This is a genomic window from Streptomyces sp. NPDC048636 (genome assembly GCF_040650655.1).
Taxonomy (GTDB): Bacteria; Actinomycetota; Actinomycetes; order Streptomycetales; family Streptomycetaceae; genus Streptomyces.
This window is the reverse complement of the sequence record NZ_JBEZHR010000024.1, coordinates 1-18953: the sequence shown is the minus strand read 5'-3', so window position 1 is coordinate 18953 and position 18953 is coordinate 1. Positions and strand designations below refer to the sequence as shown.

The 18953-nt window shown below is 67.9% G+C and carries 21 protein-coding genes; 6 read left to right on the top strand and 15 right to left on the bottom strand.

Going from position 1 to position 18953, the window contains the following annotated elements; genetic code table 11:
- Positions 1–60 precede the first annotated feature (60 nt).
- The 15 genes from AB0C66_RS35245 to AB0C66_RS35175 all read right to left on the bottom strand — a co-directional run bounded on the left by AB0C66_RS35245 (position 61) and on the right by AB0C66_RS35175 (position 12647).
- Complete coding sequence (locus AB0C66_RS35245) at positions 61–351, bottom strand: hypothetical protein (RefSeq protein WP_362448445.1); 291 nt, start codon at positions 349–351, stop codon at positions 61–63.
- Between the two features lie 330 nt (positions 352–681).
- Entirely contained in the window at positions 682–1539 is an 858-nt protein-coding gene (locus tag AB0C66_RS35240; protein WP_362448442.1) for a hypothetical protein, read from the bottom strand.
- The gene (locus AB0C66_RS35235) at positions 1536–2432 is read right to left on the bottom strand and encodes a ParA family protein (protein WP_362448439.1); all 897 of its coding nucleotides are present in this window, start codon (positions 2430–2432) and stop codon (positions 1536–1538) included. The genes AB0C66_RS35240 and AB0C66_RS35235 overlap by 4 nt, the downstream gene beginning before the upstream one ends.
- Positions 2433–2630: 198 nt before the next feature.
- On the bottom strand, positions 2631–3083 hold the full coding sequence (locus AB0C66_RS35230; protein WP_362448436.1) for a hypothetical protein: 453 nt from the start codon (positions 3081–3083) through the stop codon (positions 2631–2633).
- Positions 3080–3415 (bottom strand): hypothetical protein, encoded by a 336-nt coding sequence (locus AB0C66_RS35225; RefSeq protein WP_362448433.1) that lies wholly within the window; start codon positions 3413–3415, stop codon positions 3080–3082. The genes AB0C66_RS35230 and AB0C66_RS35225 overlap by 4 nt, the downstream gene beginning before the upstream one ends.
- On the bottom strand, positions 3412–3648 hold the full coding sequence (locus tag AB0C66_RS35220; RefSeq protein ID WP_362448430.1) for a hypothetical protein: 237 nt from the start codon (positions 3646–3648) through the stop codon (positions 3412–3414). Before AB0C66_RS35220 ends, AB0C66_RS35225 begins: the two co-directional genes overlap by 4 nt.
- 59 nt (positions 3649–3707) lie before the next feature.
- Complete coding sequence (locus AB0C66_RS35215) at positions 3708–4211, bottom strand: hypothetical protein (RefSeq protein ID WP_362448427.1); 504 nt, start codon at positions 4209–4211, stop codon at positions 3708–3710.
- A 181-nt stretch (positions 4212–4392) separates the two neighbouring features.
- The gene (locus tag AB0C66_RS35210) at positions 4393–6498 is read right to left on the bottom strand and encodes a hypothetical protein (RefSeq protein ID WP_362448424.1); all 2106 of its coding nucleotides are present in this window, start codon (positions 6496–6498) and stop codon (positions 4393–4395) included.
- A 35-nt stretch (positions 6499–6533) separates the two neighbouring features.
- The gene (locus AB0C66_RS35205; RefSeq protein WP_362448422.1) at positions 6534–7007 is read right to left on the bottom strand and encodes a hypothetical protein; all 474 of its coding nucleotides are present in this window, start codon (positions 7005–7007) and stop codon (positions 6534–6536) included.
- A 2-nt stretch (positions 7008–7009) separates the two neighbouring features.
- Positions 7010–8896: a hypothetical protein gene (locus tag AB0C66_RS35200; protein WP_362448419.1), complete on the bottom strand. Its 1887-nt coding sequence runs from the start codon at positions 8894–8896 to the stop codon at positions 7010–7012.
- A 124-nt stretch (positions 8897–9020) separates the two neighbouring features.
- Entirely contained in the window at positions 9021–9212 is a 192-nt protein-coding gene (locus tag AB0C66_RS35195; protein ID WP_362448416.1) for a hypothetical protein, read from the bottom strand.
- Positions 9209–9712: a hypothetical protein gene (locus AB0C66_RS35190; protein ID WP_362448413.1), complete on the bottom strand. Its 504-nt coding sequence runs from the start codon at positions 9710–9712 to the stop codon at positions 9209–9211. The genes AB0C66_RS35195 and AB0C66_RS35190 overlap by 4 nt, the downstream gene beginning before the upstream one ends.
- Before the next feature lie 96 nt (positions 9713–9808).
- A complete protein-coding gene (locus AB0C66_RS35185; protein WP_362448410.1) occupies positions 9809–11647 on the bottom strand; it encodes a hypothetical protein in 1839 nt (612 codons plus the stop codon).
- 75 nt (positions 11648–11722) lie between these two features.
- Positions 11723–12067, bottom strand: a complete 345-nt coding sequence (locus AB0C66_RS35180; RefSeq protein WP_362448408.1) for a hypothetical protein — start codon at positions 12065–12067, stop codon at positions 11723–11725.
- A gap of 193 nt (positions 12068–12260) precedes the next feature.
- Positions 12261–12647 (bottom strand): hypothetical protein, encoded by a 387-nt coding sequence (locus AB0C66_RS35175; RefSeq protein ID WP_362448405.1) that lies wholly within the window; start codon positions 12645–12647, stop codon positions 12261–12263.
- 464 nt (positions 12648–13111) lie between these two features.
- Between AB0C66_RS35175 and AB0C66_RS35170 the strand changes: the two genes are divergently transcribed.
- The 6 genes from AB0C66_RS35170 (at position 13112) to AB0C66_RS35145 (ending at position 18672) form a co-directional block, all read left to right on the top strand.
- Positions 13112–13876: a GntR family transcriptional regulator gene (locus tag AB0C66_RS35170; protein ID WP_362448402.1), complete on the top strand. Its 765-nt coding sequence runs from the start codon at positions 13112–13114 to the stop codon at positions 13874–13876.
- A 44-nt stretch (positions 13877–13920) separates the two neighbouring features.
- A complete protein-coding gene (locus AB0C66_RS35165) occupies positions 13921–14484 on the top strand; it encodes an ATP-binding protein (protein WP_362448399.1) in 564 nt (187 codons plus the stop codon).
- 630 nt (positions 14485–15114) lie between these two features.
- The gene (locus tag AB0C66_RS35160) at positions 15115–16380 is read left to right on the top strand and encodes a hypothetical protein (protein ID WP_362448396.1); all 1266 of its coding nucleotides are present in this window, start codon (positions 15115–15117) and stop codon (positions 16378–16380) included.
- Positions 16381–16462: 82 nt separating this feature from the next.
- Positions 16463–17917, top strand: coding sequence for a replicative DNA helicase (locus AB0C66_RS35155; RefSeq protein WP_362448393.1), 1455 nt, complete (start codon positions 16463–16465; stop codon positions 17915–17917).
- Positions 17918–18089: 172 nt separating this feature from the next.
- Positions 18090–18380 (top strand): hypothetical protein, encoded by a 291-nt coding sequence (locus AB0C66_RS35150; RefSeq protein WP_362448390.1) that lies wholly within the window; start codon positions 18090–18092, stop codon positions 18378–18380.
- Complete coding sequence (locus tag AB0C66_RS35145; protein WP_362448387.1) at positions 18373–18672, top strand: hypothetical protein; 300 nt, start codon at positions 18373–18375, stop codon at positions 18670–18672. The genes AB0C66_RS35150 and AB0C66_RS35145 overlap by 8 nt, the downstream gene beginning before the upstream one ends.
- Positions 18673–18953 lie beyond the last annotated feature (281 nt).

The following is an 18953-nucleotide window of genomic DNA, read 5'->3' as shown; positions in this document are numbered from 1 at the left end:
GCTCGCTCTGGCCGGCGGGGGCGAGGTCTCGCTGATCTTCCGGCCGGAAGCGGGGCGGAGCTACATCTCCCGGTGCTCCGCCCCCGGCTCCTTCTCCAACCAGATCTCCTCCGCGTACACCAGCTCCTGCGCCTGCGACCGAGTCGCCCGCCGGGCCGCCGCGCGCTGTTCCATCGGCAGCTTCTGGAGAAGTTCGGTCGTCAGCGTCCCGATCTTCTCCGTCACCCGCAGGTCGAGCTCCTGGAAGAACTCCTCCTGCCGTGCCGGACTCCCCAGAGACTCCAGGGCCTGCGGCCGGTAGGTCTCCCAGTACTCCCTGGCCACCTTCCCGTGCCTGCTCAGCTGCGTCACTACGGTTCCCCTCATCCTCGTGGAGCGGCGGCTCCACTCCCCCAACACTCATGAACGCTCTCCCCCCGCGGTGTGCGCGCAGACTTCCAATCCGGTCCGACTGCACACCGTCACCACGGGCGCGACGCGAGCCCCCCGGCCCCACCCCGGCCACCTCAACAGCAACCGGGAGTGATCCATCCTCCGCGACCCTACGCCGCGCGCATAGTTGATTTCCTTGAGCCGCACCGGCAGTTGACATGCCAGTGGCCCACCTCTTCAGAGTGGTGGGCCACTGGCGCTGGGGTGGGGTTGTCTCTCATGAGAGACAACCCACCCCATCTCTTGTCATCACGAGCCTGGCAGCTCCGCAACCTCAGCCAGCGCGTCAACAAAGGGCTTGAGCTGGTCGTAGAGCCTTTTGGCGGCAGTGGGGTCGCTGGCAAGGATCTGCCGAGCCTTGGAGGGATCAAGACTCCGGACCGCGTGGTCCCATCGATCCACGACCGTCTTCCCACCCTGGTCGCCGCTGCTGCTCAGCTCGTCCAGCTTCTCGGTCTCAGGAGACGCAAGACCCAACCGGTCGATCGCGCGTTCCAGACCCGCAGGAGTGACGTCCTCGCCAGCTTCCTTCCAGACCTCTTGCACCTTCTCAGCGCCGTGAGCCCGAAAGACGCTGATGAGCTTGGGAACCTGACGAGTCGAAAACCTGTAGCCATCGGGGGCTACGCCGACCAACGCCCTCGCTACGGGGAACTCGTTCAAGATCCGGTACCCGTGGGCGCGGGAGATGCTGTGGCGCTCGGCCAGGTAGTCCTTGAAGTTCGTGAACTTCTTACCGGTCGCCTTCGATTTTCTGTTGCGGTATGCCTTCTCCTTGTTGATCCGCCAGAGAACCTCGTTCGTCCTGTCGTTGAAGCGTTCGTCGGCAGCATCGAGCGTTTGCCGGTACTGCTCACGCTCGCTGTCAATGATCGCCTCGTAGTGATGCAGGCGCTCGATCGGCGACGCATCTCCTGGAGGGTCCAGGGACAGCACTTCTTGCTTCTCCGCAGGTACGGGCCGATTCTGGACGGGGAGTCCCGCTGAGCCGCTGTCGCTCACGCCAGTGCTGTGCAACCAGTCGAAGACAGCCGTGCCATCGCCGCCAGCGTCCCCAGGGCCAAAGGCATCGGCGAGTTTGCCCGTGGTGTCGTCCCCGGCGGTCATGCTGCCTGCTCCAATCGCATCTTCATACGCCTCATGATCTCAACGGTCAGTTTGTCGTGGGCTTCAGCTAGCGCGAGTGAGGCTGCCCCCAGGTCCCTGTCATTCGGCAGCTTCGCGTCTGCCAGCTCACGGGCTGACAGCCCACGCTCGCGGCATCGCTTCGCTGTCTTCACTGACAGGTGGATCGCCGAGTCGAAGACGTGCGCGTGTGCCCCGAGGTGCTTCCGCGTCTCCTCCACGACCTCGTCGTGGATGCCTGTCGCACCGTTCGGCGACCCAAAGTGCACCACCCCGAGCAGTTCCAACAAGGGGTTCACCTGCCGGGCCGCTTTGAAGGCGTTCGCGATGTCAGTGAGTGCATCCTCCAGGGAACACACGTCGCACTTGACCGGGGCGATCAGCCACCGGGCGGCGCACAGACACATCATGAGCAGGTTCGGGTTCTCCGGCGGAGCGTCGATGAAGGTCACCCGGTAGTCCTTCAGCAGCGGCTGGAGGCACTGAGCCAACCGCAGGAAGGCGGCGTAGGGGCCTTGCTCCTGAGCCAACACCATGAACAGCTGACTGAGCTCGCGAGTCTTCGGCCCGCCGACGACCACATCCAGGTTGGGCCGCACGTTCTTGATCGGCACAAGAGGGGTGCCATTCTTCATCGAGTCGAGGAAGCCTGCCCCTTGATCGCCAATGTCATAGCCCAGTTCGCGACGAAGGTTCCCTTGGCCGTTTATGTCGATTCCAAGAGTAGGCACCCCTTGTGCGGCGGTCTTGACCGCCGAGTTACCAGTCAGGGTGGTCTTGCCGACTCCCCCCTTACCGCTCGCGAAGGCGCAGACAGTCCGGAAGAGCTGAAAGTCGATCCCCAGCTCGGCGGCCGACATGGGCATGGGGTTCATGGCCGGGGGCTCCTTCAGGGGGCAGAAGAAGAATCAGGTGCAGTGCTCGGGCATTCTGCCACCACCACCGTCTGCCGAGCACACCTTGGGGCGCCGCCACCGTGGGACTGTCTCTCATGAGAGACAGTCCGAGAAAGCACGAAAGCGGCCCCGTCCGAGGACGGGGCCGCTTTCGTATGGGGGGCGGCCGGGCGCTCGTCAGGGAAAGAGGAGGGCGGCCGCCAGGAGGAGGAGCGCAAGGCTGGCAAGGTCGTTGGCGGCGCGGACCAGCCGGTGCTTACGCCGCGTGCTGCGTGCGATGGCGATGAGTCGCTCGGCGTCCCCACAAGGAGGCTGTCCCATCACCTCGGTGAGGACCTCCTCGGGTGCGCTGTCAGCCCAGTGGAGGTAGGAGCCGCGGCTGGGGCCACCCAACCGGGCGCGGGTGGCTCTCAGCACAATCAGCAGGGCGGTGACGAAGCCGAGAGCACTCATGCCCACGAGGGTGCTCGCGGTGGAAGGCAGAGGGTGCCCCGGAATGACGGCAACGAGGACGGCCAGCGGCAGGCTGAGCGCGCTCAGGAGCGAAGTCGCCTTGACTTCCGCCGCCCGCCCCTCCTCAATCGCACGGGCGATCTCGACGGCAAGGCGTTCGGAACAGCTGGTGGTCACTGGCCGCTCCCGAGGTTCCAGGTCCAAATCTCACCAGCCCTGGCGGCACTCGCAGCAGCGATGCCCAGCCGCATCGCCACCTTGGAGTGGGCGGTCTTGAGGCTGCGGTGGGTAGCCGCCCGGCGCAGCAGGATCGCCAGTAGTGCCGCTTGGTCGGGCTCGACAATGAGCTGGCCTTGCCCGGCGGCGTCGAGGATGCGGGTCAGCGGCGGGTGATCGGCCGAGGGGAGGACGCCGCGAAGGTGCTGTCCCAGGTCATGCAGGACGGTGACGGTGTAGGTGTCGAGGCCGTAGAAGTCGGAGCCGTGGCTTGTAGTGATGTGGGTGTTCACTGCTTGGCTCCCTGTCCGGTGTGCGAGGCGGGAGCGGTGGTGGTGTGTGCGGGGCGAGGCGGGTCGGCGGGGGAGTGGTGTTCCCCGCCGCGGCTGGCGCCGAGGAGGTAAGCGATGACCACAGCCGCGATGATCCAGCCCAAGCGTCGAGGGGCGGGTTTGGCTGACGCGGATTCGGGTTCGACGGGCAGGAGGCGGTAGGTGGTGTTGGGGTCGACTTGGTCTAACGGCACGGCGGACTCTCCTGTTCGTGGTGGAGTGGTGCGGGATGGCGGCCTTGGGGTTGAGCCGGTCAGTGGGGGCGGTGGACGTTGCTGGTCTTGGCGATCAGTCCGGCGTTGCGGGAGCTGTGGGTGCTGAAGTCCTGGTGCACGTCGCCCTCGTAGTGGTGGTGATGAACGGGCGGGGCGGCAGCGACAACGCTCTTCGCCCGCTTGAGGACGAGGCCGAGGGCGCCAAGGAGGGTGGTGGGCGCGGCGAAGACGATGCCGACGACGGTCGGGTCACATCGTTCGGCGGTGAGCAGCACCACGGAGGTGCCGAGGGCGACCATCATGAAGGTGCCTCCGGCGGCGAGCATGACGCTGCTGATGTCTGTTGCGCGCTTGCTCATCGCTGCCCTTCCGGCTTGGGCGACGGGTGGGGTGTCGCCGATGGACGGCACGGGCGAAATGTCCTTGTAGTGGGTGGCGGTGGGAGTGTTCTCGCTCACCCAGTCCGCGATGAGCCTTTGGGCTGCGGCCTCTTGCTGGGCTTCGGTCAGTACCGGGTCGGACGCCGTCTCGTGTCGGTTCACTGGTGAGCTCCTTGATGCTTGCGGCATGGGGGAGGGCCCCGGAGGTTGCTCCGGGGCCCTCGGCGTGTGGAGTGGTGGGTGGGGGTGGTTCGTGGCGTCGCAGCGCCGACAGTCCCGCTCACCCGAGTCGGTAGCGCTCGGCCAATGGCTGCGGTGCCCATGGCGCCGCTGACGCGGCTGGCTAGTTGGGCAGTGCGTACATTCCGCGGCCCGGCTTGATGAGCCGTCCCTCGTCGACGAGCATCTTGAGCCCGTTGTCGACGCTGCCGTGGTTGCAGTCGAGCAGGCTGGCGACGGCGGCGATGAGGTCCTTGCGGCGCATCGGTTCGCCTTCCTCGGCCAGGACGGCCACGATGGCGTCGGCGATCGACCGGCCGTCATCACCCGCGGTCTCGGGCTGGTCGAGCGGTTCGCCGTGGAGGTCCTCGGCGAACTTCGCTTCCTCGGCTTTGTCGCCCCGGGCGGCTGCTGTCCCCTTGGGTGCGAGCAGGGTGCGCAGGGCCTCGACGGTGGTGACCGGGTAGGGGCGCTCGCCCAGAACGGGTGTATACCCGTGGGAGAGGAGGGCGCGAGCCCTCTTAGCAGTGGTATGGAATACGCGCATCAGCACAGCGCGGTTGTCGCTGAGTGCGTATCCCATTCCGGCGGAGGAGATCCGGGCCTTCTCCCGGCCGTAGAAGACGTCGTCAATTGTCGTACCGCCCAGGTCCCGGCGGATGTTGGAGACCAGGGAAGGATCCTCGACGAACCCTTCGAGGGACTTGCGCTTGGTCATCTCCGACATGACGCGCAGGAGGATCGCGAAGCCGGTCCGGCCCTGCTCACGGATCAGGTTGGAGTCGAGGAGGTCTTTCAGCAGCAGCGACTGGCCCAGAATGCGGAAGCCGATGCCGACCTTCCGGCCGATGGACACTACGTCCTCGACGATTTCGCGTGCGAGGTTGCGGATTTTCTGGTCGGGGTGCCGTCCGATCATGTTGAACTCGTCGATGCTGACCGACAGATACGGAAACGGCGGGATCGCGGCGTCGGCGATGTTCCCGAGCTTCATCTGAGCCATGACCGCTGTGCGCCAGCGCAGTTCCTGCCGCAGGTCCAGGAGCATGGCGACGACACCTTCGACGCCAGTGGCGTAGCGGTCGACGAGTCCTTCCACCTCCGGGAGTGAGGTGCCGCCCTGGCAGTCGCCGACCCAGGAGACGATGCCGGACAGGCGCTCGGCGGCGATGACGAGGTAGGCCAGGACGGACTTGCCTGATCCGGTGCAGCCAGCGGCGAAGCTGTGCAGGGCGCCGCCGGTGGGGTCGATCAGCGGGATGCGGATGACGGTGCCGTCGTGGGCGACGCCGATGGCGATCGTGCCGTCGTCGGCGACGGTCAGGTCCTCGATGGTCGCCTCGCGGACCGACTCCAGCGGGTGGGTGTCGTAGAGGGAGACCACCGCCCGGGTCAGGTCGGCTTCGACGACGATCCGGGTGGGGTCGTCGACGTCCAGGCGGGTGGCGAGTCGCCTGGTGTTGATGGAGATGGGCTCACTGTCGGTGCGCTCCAGCATCAGCCGGACCCCGGCGTCGGTCGCCTTGTGGTCGAGGATGATCGTGTTCGGTGCGGGCCCGTTCGCCCCGGCCGCCTGGAGCTGCCACATCTCCTCCAGGGTCGTGGGCTGCGCGGCGGGCGGTCCGCAGATGAGGCGGACCAGGTTGGGGCTGGCACCGGAGATGGGGCGCAGCTTCAGGCATTCCTGGCCGACGCCGAGGGCAGCGGCCAGTTCCCGCAGGTCGATCTTCGGCACGGGCTGCCCGGCCGGGCCGACGATGATGGCGCTGAAGGCGGTGCCGCCTTTGTGGTCGATGTTCGCCAGCCGCGTGCCCGGCGCGATGGAGACGCCGATGTGCTCTTCCCACAGGGAGACGAGGAACGCCTCGAAGGTCTGCGGCACCCGTACTGGCGTCTCGGCCGGTGCCGTCGAGGCCGGGGCGGTGGTGCTGCGCTTGGGGCGTCGGGGCCACAGCAGGATGGTGCCCCCGCACCATGCGGCAGCCGCGGGGAGCATCGTGGGCAGGCCGGGGTCTGCGAACGCGGTGACCGCCTCCAGGGCGGTCGCCCCGGCGAGGGGCAGTGCTACCCGCCAGCGTCCGATCTTCTTCTCGGGCGCGGAGTTGGCGGCCGCCCACAGGGCGATTCCGCCCAAGGCGCCGGCGCCGAGGCTGGCGGCGGGCGGCATGAGGGCGGCCGCCGTGGTGAGTCCTGCTGCGGTGATGGGGGTAGTGATCCAGCGGGCGCGCACCCGGCGGCCTCCTGTTCTGTTGTGTGCGTGTGCGGTCAGTCGGTGCGGTAGAAGTCGGCAAGGGCCTGCTCGACGCCCATGTCGTTGACGGCTTCGTGGATGGGGCCATAGGTCGTCTGGTGGGCCTGGTGCATCGCGGCCGCCGTCTCCTCCGCCTCCTGGAAGAGCCCGACGATCCGGGTCACCTGGTCGGACTGAGCGGTGGCCGCGGCCGCGGTCTCCCGAACACGGGCGATGCCCTCGCCGGTGACACCGGCCTGGCTGAGCATGTCGGCGGCCTGGCTCGCCTGTTCAGCCCGTTCTTCCTTGCGGCGCTGAAGGCGGAGCAGCTGCCCGCGGGCGCTGCGGAACCGCGCCTGGAGGATCTTGAGCTTGGCCAGGGTCAGCAGGTAGGTGATGACGTCCGGTCCATCGTCCTCGGCGGGCACGTAGCCGCCGTCGGCTCGGGAGGGCGGGTGTTCGTCGGCGGCGACGGGCAGGTTGCCGTCGGCCGGTACGAGGTCGGACACGCTCAGTCTCCTTGGTTGTGGGCACGGGTCGAGGGGGTCGTCAGTCCCTGGTCGGCGGTCGCGTCGACGACTGGGATGTAGTGGTCCTCGAGGTACGCCTCGGTGTCGAGGGCCTCCTCGTAGCCGTCCATCACGCTCTTGCTGAACTCCTCGCCGGAGCGGGCGAGGCTGTGGACGTCGTCGAAGAGCTCGTAGGCGCGCTCCATCGACCGGCCGCAGATGTTGTGCTCGGCCAGGGTGTCGATGAAGGTGTCGATGCTGCTGGCCAGTCGGCTGAGGCGACGGGAGAGCTCGACGGTGTCGTCGTAGTCGCTGACCATCTCCGCGGCCATGTCCGCAAAGACACGGACGGCTTCGCTTGCGCTGATCTCGGTGCTCTGTCCTTGAGGCAGAGCCGCGTCGGCCCCGCCTCTGGTGACGAGGTCGGTCATCGTTCCTCCGGGCATGGGTCGGGGCCGTCGGGTTCCCGGGCGCTGGACGGTGCCCGGGTTTCGGTGGGGCGCGGCGGTCAGGGCGGCCTGCCCGGTGGTGAGCGCGGCCTGCCCGGTGGTGAGGGCCTGTGCCGGATCGCCCGGCTGCCCGGATGCACCGGGCGGCTGATCGTCACGCTCAACGGTGTAGGTGACGCCGTCGTAGGCGGTGGTACGCCAGCCGTCAGTGCGCCAGGTCGCACCCTCACCACCAGGGGCTCCACCGGGTGTTGCGCCGCCGGGCGCGGCCGGTGGTTCATCGGCGGTCGCGCCACTGTCATTCATGTCGTCACGACTGTCCGTGCGGCGCTTGTTCCGCTTCTTCCACCGCTCCCAGGCCGCCGACCAGGGCGTCGACCCACTGGAGTCGTCAGAGCCGCCCTGCGGGCCGTCTGTGGGCTTCGAGGTGCCGTCGGTTCCGGGCGGCGCGTCGGGAGCCTTTGCGGCGCCCACGCCGTCCGTTCCCCCGCGCTTGGTCCCCTTCGGGGGCAGTCCGTCGCGAGCAGTCTCATGCCGATCGGCCGATCGGTCGTTGCCCGCACCGCCCCTGCTCTTGGTGCTCTTCGAGCTGCCATCCGCGGCGGAGGCCTTGGGGCCGTCCTTGGCTTTCGGAGGGCTGCCCCCTCCGCTGCCCTTGGGCTTCTTGCCGGACTTCGAAGCATCGCCCCCGCCGCCACGGCCGGGCCCGGCGCCTGTCTCCTTCCCTGCGGAAGGCTTCTTCGGGGACTTCGGCGGCAGCCCGTCACGGGCCGTCTCGTGCCGGTGGGTCGGCCGCTTGCCGTCCGTACCGGAGCCGCCGCTCTTACCGGGCTTGTCGACTTTGCCGGAGCGGACGTCCTTCCCAGCCTTGCCCGCACCATCGGTCGAGGCCTTGTGGCGCCTGCCATCGTCGCGACCGGGCTTGTGGTGCGGTCCGGCCGGTGTCCGGCCCTTCCCCGCATTCCCGGACGCCTCGGGCGTCCGACCACCGCCCTTGCCCCCGCGGCCCGGCCCGGCCGCAGACCCCGAACCAGTCGCCGAGGGCGCCTTGTTCTGAACAGTGCGAGGGCTTCCCTTCTGCGCGCCAGGGCTGGCGAGCCCTTGGCGCTGCTTGCGCCAGTGGGCTGCCCGCTCCATCGCGGCCGCGGAGACACTCCCCAGCGACCGGAGGGCCTCAATGCCCGTGGCAGTCGCCAGTGCCAGTGCCAGTGCGGTGACCTCGCTGAAGCCGGTGCTTTCCGGCACCTCGCTCGCCAAGGTGGAGCGGAAGGTATCCGGGACCGCTCCCGAGGCGGAGTCCGGCTCAGGCGGGGCCAGGACCAGCGCGTCGGGTGTCTCCCCCTCGCTGGTGTTCCACCACGGCGCGTCGCGCGGATCTTCGGGCGGCGACCACTCCGCAGTGGGCTCGGCAGCGCCGGGCAGATCGATTACGTCGCCCATAACGGGCCTCCTGAAAGGTCACATCCGGTGACGACAGGCCGGGCCCCCTCGCGCGCACGCGCGCGTGCGCGTGTTGGGGCCCAAAAGTCAAGCCTGTCGGGGCAGATGAAGATGAACATGAACATCACGCGTTGTGACTGCTGCGGGAGGCGGCCCATGTGTGAACGTGCTTGGCCAGGTCCCGCCGCAGACCCTTGGACTTCGCCAGCCAGCGGGCGAAGTCGAGCACCGTGTCGAGGTACTCCTCCTCGCTCGCCGTCGTCCGGTCCAGCCGCTGCGTCCAGGTCGCCAGGCTTTTGGCGGTGACTCTGCTCAACGTCCCTTCTCCGTCCGGACGAAGTCGGCCAGGGTCCGCGGGGACTTGCCGTCCTTCGCCTCGTCCTGGTCGGGGATCTCAAGCTCCTCGCCCTTACGCGCCACCGCCGCAGCAATCGCGGCACGGCGCTGACCAGCAGCGATGGTCTTGCGCTCTTCCTTGCGCGCGCGCCGCTCGTCCTTCTTCTTCGCGGCTTCCAGGCGCCGGCGCGGGACCTCGACCGTCTCGTGGACGTAGGCCGGGTGCAGGCGCTGGATCGACTCCAGGCTGCTGGCCGTGTTCTTGCGGACCTCCTTGAGGTGCCGCACCAGGCGCCAGGTACGCAGGGCCTGGTCCCACTTGTGATCGCCGTCAAGGTTGATCGACTTCACCACGGCGGTCAGGTCCGCGATCCGGCGGTCGAGCTCGGTCAGGTCGCTCCGCAGGATGTGGGCGCGGTGACCGGTCCATCGCCGGAAGTTCGTCTCGTCCTCGAAGACGTTGATGTCGTTGCGCTCCATGGTGTGAGCCCTCCTGGGGGTCGGGATAGTCGAACTGGGCGAGCCAGGCGGACAGGACCGGCACCCGCGGGCGGGTGCCGATGCTGCGCGACCGGCTCAGGCAGCGGCGCGGGCGCGCTCGACGGCGCGCACCTGGTTGCGCACGTACTCCGGGCCGGTTACCGGATCAAGGGCGAACTCCCGGGAGACCTCGGCATGGGAGACCTCAACACCGCGGTCGAGGAGCTCGCAGACTCGGGCGCGGATGGCCTCGCGCGTCTCGGGGGAGGGGGCGCTACCGGATGCCTTGCTGGGGCGTTTACCGGATCCGGTAGAACGCTGCTTACCGGATGGGTTACCGGACGCCTTACCGGATCCGGTAGGTCGCTGCTTACCGGACCCGGTACCGGACGTCTTACCGGGCCCGGTACCGGATCCGGTAGGTCGCTGCTTACCGGACCGGTCACCGGACGCACTACCGGACCCGGTAAGGGCGGGGTTACCGGTGCCGCTACCGGCTTCGCCCCCGGTGACGGGCTCCGCCTCCGCGTCGTCCCCGTCGTCGACCGCGGCGTGGTTGTCCATCAGCTTGTGGACTCGCCACACGACGCTCACGAACATCGTGACCACGGAGATGATCAGAAAGGGCGGGCCCTCCGCCTCAGGCGCCGTCACGTGGTAGGTGACGTTCGCAGCCCACATCAGCGCCAGGGCTGGGTAGACATCCTTCTCCCGCTTGAAGGCGACCACGCAGTAGATGTCGATGCACACGGGCAGCAGCGGAGACCAGGCTCCGAGTCCGACCATGAGCGCCAGCTTGTACTCGCCCGAGGCAGCCAGGCCGATCGCAGCGAAGAGCGCGAGCCAGACCATCAGGTCCCAGAACCTGTTCGCCATCCGTTGCCGACGGCCGACCCGCCGCTTCTTACGAGCGATGGCGGCTTCGGCCCGGCGTTCAGCAGCCTCGGCCCTGCGTTCACGGGCCTCAGCGGTGCGGGAGGCCCGGACGGCTTCCGCCATCACCCGTTCCTTCTCCCGCTCCGCCTCGGCGAGGATTGCCTCAGCAGTCCCACGTGCTTCTGCCTCGGCCGCAGCCCTCATCCCCGCCAGCTCGGCGGTCAGCTGCTCCTGCTGCCTCCGTCGCAGACGCTCGTGCTGCTCACCGAGATCGCTGAACTCCTTCTCAACTGCGGCGCGGGCGACCTCGGTGTCCCTGCGGTACTGCTCCAGCTCGGTCCGAATCTCCGCCCGCCGCTCTTCGAGCTCCTCATCCATCTCCAGTCGGGACCGGCGACGGATCAGGTCGACTTCGGCCTCGGCCGCCGCGTGCGCGGCCGCCGTCTCGCTCGCCTTCTCCTGGGCCTCCCCGAGGATCCGCGCCGCGTCCGCCAGGGCATCGCGGTAGGCAGCCTCAGCGGAGGACCGACGCAGGGCAGCGAGCGCGGTCGCCTGCTGCTCTGCCTCAGCAAGAAGCGTGCGGGCCTGCTCCTCGGCAGCCCGGGTGATCTCTTTGGCCGTCAGCTGCACTTCCATGCGGGCGGCATCCAGAAGCGCCCGAGCCTCCTGCTCGGCAGCGGTACGGACGGTGTCCGCCTCACCGGCGACCTGACGCAGCCGGTGGCCGGCGGCGTCGGCGACCTCAGCAAGAACCTGCTTGGCATCGGCGGCCGCAGCCCGCCGGATCGAGTGCGCCTGACCCTCGGCGGCCCGGATGTGGGCCGCCGCTTCATCAGCAGCGGCCTGCCTAGCCGATGCGAGCACATCAGCAGCCCGGTCCCTCATGTCGTGGGCACGGTCGCGCATATCCGCGAGCCGGGAGTCCGCCTCCTCCTGAACCTCCGGGCTCGGCGGCACAGTCGCCGCAGGGGCTTGGCGGCGCGGCGGCGGTGTCGTCTTCAGCGGCTTTCGGGCCGCCGTCTTGCTTCGGGTGTTACGGGTGCCGGGACGGGCCGCCACACCGACTCTCCTCTCGTGCAGAGGTGACCGCCCCCGCAGGGGCGGTCACCTGACGTGCGTTGATGTAGCGGTTCGTCAGCGCCGATCCAGCCGTCGGCGCACCTGGTACATCGCCTCCACGAGCTCCTCGGCGACCACCTCGACCCGGGCCACGAACCGGTAGTCCCCAGCCCTGAGACACCCTCGGCTGACGGTGACGTACCTGCTGTCGACACGGTCCACATGCCGGGTGAGCCGGTCCCAGTAGGAGCCGCGCACGATGCTGATCAGCTCATCCGCCACGTAGAGCGGCATGGCGTACGCCACGAGCGCCAGGATCTTGATGCGTCGCAACGACCGGGACGACGGCCTCCGCTGACCATGGGCGGCGGAGAGCAGGTCCTGGAAGAGCGTGTGCTCCTCACTCGTCCATGTCTCCATCGGTCCGTGGTGCTGATGGAACGTACGAACCGCCCGCTTCGGCTTGCTGAGCAGCACATTCACCGGCGAGCTCCCATCCCGTACCTGGCCTGCCCGTGACGCTGTAAGTCCGCCGCCGCCTTCCGGCGGCTCTCGTCTGACTTCTTCGCCGCTTTGGCGGCGGCCGCTGCTGCCGCGGCCTGCTCCTGCCGGGTCACAGCAGGCTGGTGGGGTCGGCGGACTCAGAGCCGGTCAGCAGCGCGAGTTCCTCGGCGCTCACCCAGGACTCCGGGATGAGCACTCGCAGGAGCGCGCTGCCCTGGCACATCGTTCCCGTGACCGCCAACTGACCGCTCGGCAACTGGCCCGGCCGTGTGTCGTCGATGTGTGCCAGGAGCTCCGGCAGGGTGGCAGCCACGGAGCGGGCGACCTTGATCGTGACAACGACCTTCGACGGCGCCACTTCCACCGAGACATACACTCCACGCTGGGCCAGCATCTGGACCTCGGCGTAGAGCGGGAAGACCTCGTTGATCGTGTCCTGAACCTCGTTGGCCATGCCCGTGGGGTTCACCGGCATGCCAGACGGCATGATGGTCATGCGGATCACTCCTTCGCTGGTAGATCCGTGGTGGGCCCCCGGCACAAATGGCGCTGCAACGCCGTGTGGGGGGCCGCGCCGTCTCTGCGGCGCGGCGAGCGGACAGGGACTTGCACCCGCAGCCCCACCCTTGGGGCCCTCTCAGATCCGCTCTCGGGCTGCCATGCGGCCAGCCCCCCGCTCAAGACCTCACCAACAGAAATGCGCTGGTGAGAGGGTCGTCTCGTCGAAATGACGGCAGGGGCGCCGCGCCCGAATCAGTTCACTGTTGAGTTCTCAAGACCACGAACGCTCATCCGGCCTTGCCCCTGTGTGGAGCCGGTTCCGAAGGCGCAACGACGGCTGGCCTACCGAAACTCGCAGGGCCTGGGCCCTGCGGGGCGTTGCATTCCTAGGGAATCCTAGGACACCCTAGGGTGTCAAGCGCTACAGTAGGGTTCCGATCAGAGAGGCGAGGGAGTGAGATGCCGAAGACAGGCAGTGGCACAGGCGATAACAGGCCGCCGTACCTGCGCATTGCGATGATGTTCCGCGATCAGATCGCCACCGGCGAGTTGTCCCCCGGATCGCTGCTGCCCAGCATCAAGACCATTGCTGAGGATGCAGGAGTCAGCAAAGCGACAGCTGAAAAGGCCGTAGCGCAGCTGAAGAATGAGGGGCTCGCTCGGGGGATCCATGGGATCGGAACGGAGGTGATCGGCCGCCCCGTACCACTGTCATCAGGCTCTCAGCGTCTGGAACGCGGACACCGGACCGGTTCCTCGTGGGGGACAGGGGAGACGTCCGATTCCCACACGGCCGACCTTGTTCCGGCGCCGCGGACGGTGGCAGTGGCCCTAGGCCTTGAGGAAGACGAGCGGGTCATCAAGAGGACTCGTCTCTACCGGGACGCCCGAGGAGTCGTGGCTCATTCCACCTCATGGCTGCCGCAGGAATTCGCCCGAGTGGTGCCGGGGTTGCTGCGCAGCGAGCGCCTGGTGGGGGGCACGTCCTTGGAACTCATTGCAGAAAAGACCGGTAGGTCAGTTGAGTCCCGGGTGAGCGAGACGGCTGCCAGGATCGCCACACGCGAGGACCTGCTGCTCCTCGGTCTGGATCAGAGCATGGTGGCCGCGATCCTCGTGCTGACTGCGCGTTTTCTGGACGCCGACGGAACACCACTGGAATACGGGGTGGACCTCGGCGCCCCCGGCCGAACTCGCGTCGAGAGCTCGGCGACTGAGGGTTGAGAGAAATGGGGGGAACGACGATGCGCGCTCCGCACTGTGTCCTGATGAGTGCATTGCCGGGGGCGGGGAAGACCTCTCTGGCCCGGGCCCTGGAGCAGCATGGCTTTACGCGTCTCTGTCCGGACGAGGAGATGTGGCTTCGCTACGGCCACTACGGAACCGACTTCCCTCGGGGCGAGTTCAAGGTCCGAGAGGCGCCTGTTCTTGCGGATCTTGCCGTCGAGTTCCAAGAAGCGCTCAGGCGCGGTGAAGACGTGGTCTTCGACCACGGCTGGTGGACACCGGAAGAACGTGCCAGCTGGCAACGTCTCGCAATCGAGGTCGGGGTAGCGCCGCTGATGGTCTACCTAAACGTCTCGCACGAGACCAGGTGGGCCCGCATCCAGCGACGTAATGCGCGAGCCCACGCCGACGCCAATGCGATCTCGTTCACAGAGTCCGACCTTCGCCGATACGAAGGCCGCTTCATCTCACCGAGTGACACCGAGCCTCATATCGTCTATGACGGTAACCCTGCGTCGATCCTCTTCGCTCTGGCCCAAGTTGAGGCTCACCCCGAGCAGCCCCAGGGCAACAGCATGGGCGACACTCCGAAGCAGACCCGTTGAACACGCGAGAAGGCTCCAGCGGGGGAGGATGTTGCTCCGCAGAACGCAAACAGGCCCCCGCGGGGGCCTGTCAGTCGCACGGTCGGTGTTGTGGTGGCCCCGACCCGCGACAGCACCTGAATAGGAGGTGCCTGCGATGTCTAGCAGGCTACGCGAGCCCGCCACCGGTGAGCCAACGGGACACGGCAACACGCCGATGACAACCCGCTACTTCCGCATGACGCGGCGGGCCGACGAGCTCTCCCTCAATGAGCGGGAGGGGAATCCCGCTTTCGCTGAGTGGGTGGAGGACCCCACCATGATCTTCATGTGTGCACGTGCTCCGTAACGCCGAGGGCCGCCCCTGTTGGCGCAGAGACGGCCCTCGATCTCAACTTTGACCCAGCTCCTTGGCTCCCCAGCCTCCAGATCCTGAGTCGTACGTCGGCGGTAACGCCGGGCTCCCTATGACCCCAAGGGGCCCGGTCACCGTTAGCTAGAGTAACCGGCGCGACAGGTTTTGTGCAGCACTGCCTGTTGACCCACACGGTCACCTGCTGTAACCACCGACGTGCGACTCTCTACCCCGATTGAGAGATCGCACCCTATGCTCGACCCCCTCTCTGTCCCGGCCGCGTCGGCGGTGGTCACATGAAGGACCACCTGTCGGACCCGAACGAGCTCGACGAGACCCTTGAGGTCGGCCTCGGCCGCCGTGCCCCCTTCAGCCAACTGGGCGACTGGGTGCTGTTCTCCGGCGTGGACTCGGATGCCCGCACCCTGTACTGGGGGCTATCCGCGCACATCAACACCAGCGTCCGCGACGACACAGAAGTCTGGCCGGGCCTGGCCGCGCTGGCACGGATCCTCCAGCTGAAGAAGCCGGAGAACGTCTCCAAGTACATGCTCCAGCTGGAGGTCATCGGCGCGATCGAGGTCGTTCGCACCATGGTCGGGCTGGTGCGACGTAACCGGTACATCGTCCACCAGACGCCGCCAACGTCGCACACCGGCGCGCGGTCGACGAGCGAGTGGTACGCGCTGAACCGAGGCCCAAAGGGAGAGACCCCCGAGGCCCGTAAAGCGCGTGAGAGCGAGTTCGACCAGTGGCTGTTGGCGGTCCGCGATGGTCTCAAGGCTCACTGCGACAGTGTCGCCAAAGCCCGCGCGGCGGCGAAGAAGGCGAAAGCCGCGTTTCCACCCATCGAGCTGTTCATCGCGCCGGTCCTCACAGACTTCCGTACCCCCGCTGGAGGGGGTACGGCACGACCTGCACCGATCCAGAAACCCACTGGTCGCACCGTACCCCCGCGCCAGGGGGTACGTACCCCCGCTGAAGGGGGTTCGGTACCCCCGCCCCAGGGGGTTGAACGAGACCAATATCAACTAGACCAATCTCTCTCTCCCTACTCACCCGTCCCAGAGGCTCCGGCCGACAGGACTTCACCGACCAAAGGGAGAGAGATTCCGGCTCCGCCGACGAGCACCACCCCGGCGGCGGACGCCGGAGTCGGCGAGGAGCCCGGCGCTGCTGCTGTTGCTGAGCAGTTCGCGATCCTGTGGAAGGCCGCGCGGGGTACGCGGCCGGGCCGCCGTCAGCTGGACAGCATCGCTCTGGACGTTGCCGAGGCCATCGCGGCCGAGGACTCATTGGAGTGGCTGACGGAGTCGGTGGTGCCGTTCATGGTCAGCCGCAACTACCTGGACCTTGCCAGGGCCAAGACCCATCCGCAGTGCCCGGCCCCGCAGGGCACGAAGGTGCCCGGCCAGCGGCCCGGCGTCCTGGAGTGGTGCGGCGAGTGCAACGACGGCATCGAGCCCGAGCTTGTCGCCGAGCGATTCCGTCGGCACGGCGGTCGCCTGGTCAAGTGCCCGGAGTGCCATCCCGGCGGTGTGCGGCAGTCTGCCGCAGTCTGACCCCCGAAATACGTCACGGCGGCCGTGCTCCCGCGAAGAAACCGGCCGCCGTGCTGATCCCAACCGCGAAGGAAGAGATCCGATGACCAGCATGACACCCCAGAACCCCGCGGGCGAAGGCAGCCTGTTCGAAAGCGACCCCGTGATGTTGCCTGCTCAGGATCGCGGAGACATCCCCGAGACCTTCCGGACAGCGCCAGGCGACGGCTTCGACCGGGTTCCGCCCCAGGACCGGGATGCCGAGCAGTCCGTCCTCGGCGGGTTGCAGCTGTCCAAGGACGCCATCACCGAGGTCGTGGAGGTCCTCAAGGGCCACGAGTTCTACAAGCCCGCCCACGAGACGATCTACCTCGCCATCGTCGACATGTACGGCAAGGGCGAGCCGGTCGACCCCATCACCCTGGCGGAAGAGCTCACCCGACGCGGAGAGATCGCGCGGATCGGCGGCGCGTCCTACCTCCACGCCCTCGTCCAGTGCGTGCCCACGGCGGCGAACGCTTCGTACTACGCCGAGATCGTCCGAAACAAGTGGAAGCTACGGCAGGCGATCGAGGCCGGCACGAGCGTGACCGCGATGGGCTACGCCCAGGATGCGGACCCGGCTGAGGTGATCGAAGCCTCTGCGGCTCGGCTGCTGGCGCTCCAGGCCAGCTTTGACATGGGCAAGGACCCTGCTGGGTTCGACGCGCTCATGGAGGACCGGGTGGAGGAGTGGGAGGACGATCAGGCTGCGGGCCTGGACCCGGGCCTCCCGATGCCGTGGGAGGACCTCCAGGCCATGCTGGGCACCGTCCCCGGTCACCTGGTTGTCCTCGCGGGCCGTCCCGGCATGGGTAAGTCGGTGGCGCTGCTTGACCTCGTGCGCCACCTCGCCATCGTGCACGGTCGTCCGGCCGCGTTCATCTCTCTGGAGATGGCCCGTCGCCAGATCATGAACCGGCTGGTCGCCGCCGAGGCCGAGATCCCTCAGCACGACATCCGTAAGCGCGCCCTGTCCTCGGACCAGTGGAAGAAGTACGACAAGGTCCGCCCGCGGATCGTCGGCGCCCCGCTGCGGCTGATCGTGCCGCCCGGCGGCATCACCGTGCCGCAGATCCGGTCAGGCCTGCGCCGTTGGCAGATCGAGGATCGCCTGCCCCACGCGCTCGCGATCGACTACCTCCAGATCGTCAAGCCCGACGGCCAGAGCCGAGGGGGGAACCGGACCAACGAGGTCGACGCCATCGCCCGCGGGCTCAAGGAGATCGCCTTGGAGTTCGATCTCTCGGTCTTCGCCGCCGCGCAGCTCTCCCGCCAGACCACCGGCCGGGAGAGCAAGGTCCCGCAGCTGTCCGACCTGCGCGAGTCCGGAGAGATCGAGCAGGCCGCCGACGCGGTCATCCTGTTGCACCGGGAGGACTACTACGAGCCAGAGAGCGAGCGCGCTGGCGAGATCGACCTGATCGTTGCCAAGAACCGCGAAGGTTCCACCGGAGTCGTGACCTGCGGATTCCGGGGCCGTTTCAGCAAGATCGAACCCATGGGCCAGGACTTCTGAAAACGTGTGGTGTCTCAGATTCCGTGGCACAGTCTCACGATCTTGGCACCGAATCGGGAAACCGCAGTTCACCGGCCTGCTACTTCCGGGGGCCTGTCGAGACCTTCTCATAGCCGGTCGACGCCGGTCGCCGGGACACGGCAGACTCAGACCAGACCGAAAGGGGATCGCGATGACCGCACAGCCGATCCAGCCGCACGAGCCGGAGCGGGTGCCGCGCAACGCCGAGGGCATCGCGGCCGCCCTGGACGGCGAGCGACGCATGGAGTTCTACCGTGAGCTGCTCGCGGCTGCCCCGGAGGAAGCGGAGCGTGTGCTGAAGCGCTGGTGGTGCGAGGCGATGCTCGACACCGACCCGGCCGGTGACCGGCTCACCGCGGCCGCGCTCGACGGCAGGCTGCCGACCGCCGAGGTCGGCGACATCGTCGCCCGCCGCCGCCAGGCAGGGTTGCCCGTTGAGTGAGTCGTACGGGGGCGAGGAGCCCCAGGGCTTACCGTGCGTGCTGTCCGAGGAGGTCACTGCGCTCCTCCTGGACCCGGCACTGCCCGGCGAGGTGTTCGGCGCGATCGTCGCCGCCACGGTGGTGATCAACGAGACGCGTGGTGAGGTGCCGGGCAGCACGGCGTCTGTGAAGTGGCCCGAGCAGCGGCGCATGCCACTCGGAGCGACCGGGGAGCTCGGTATCGCCGAGTACGTCATCTCTGCTGACGCCGACCCGCCGAGCATTGTTCTCACTCGCATCCAGCTCTACTGACCACCCCACCCCCGGGCCCGGCGAGACACCCGTCCGCCGGGCTTTTCGGTGGGCGAGGGGCCATTTTTGATCTTGCGGTCCGTGAGTGGTTCTGGGCGAGCGGGGTCGGCGGGAACCTCCGATTAGCTTGCCGTGCGGTGCCCGCTGGAAGGTGCTCCAGGGACGGGCGGTATCCGCCTAGGGTCCGTAAGCCTCCGTGGCCTGGAGCGTGGGCGGCTGCGGGTGCTTCGGGCTGGAAAAGGCGGCTGGCGGGGAGAGGGGGGTGGGTGGCCGGGCGTCTG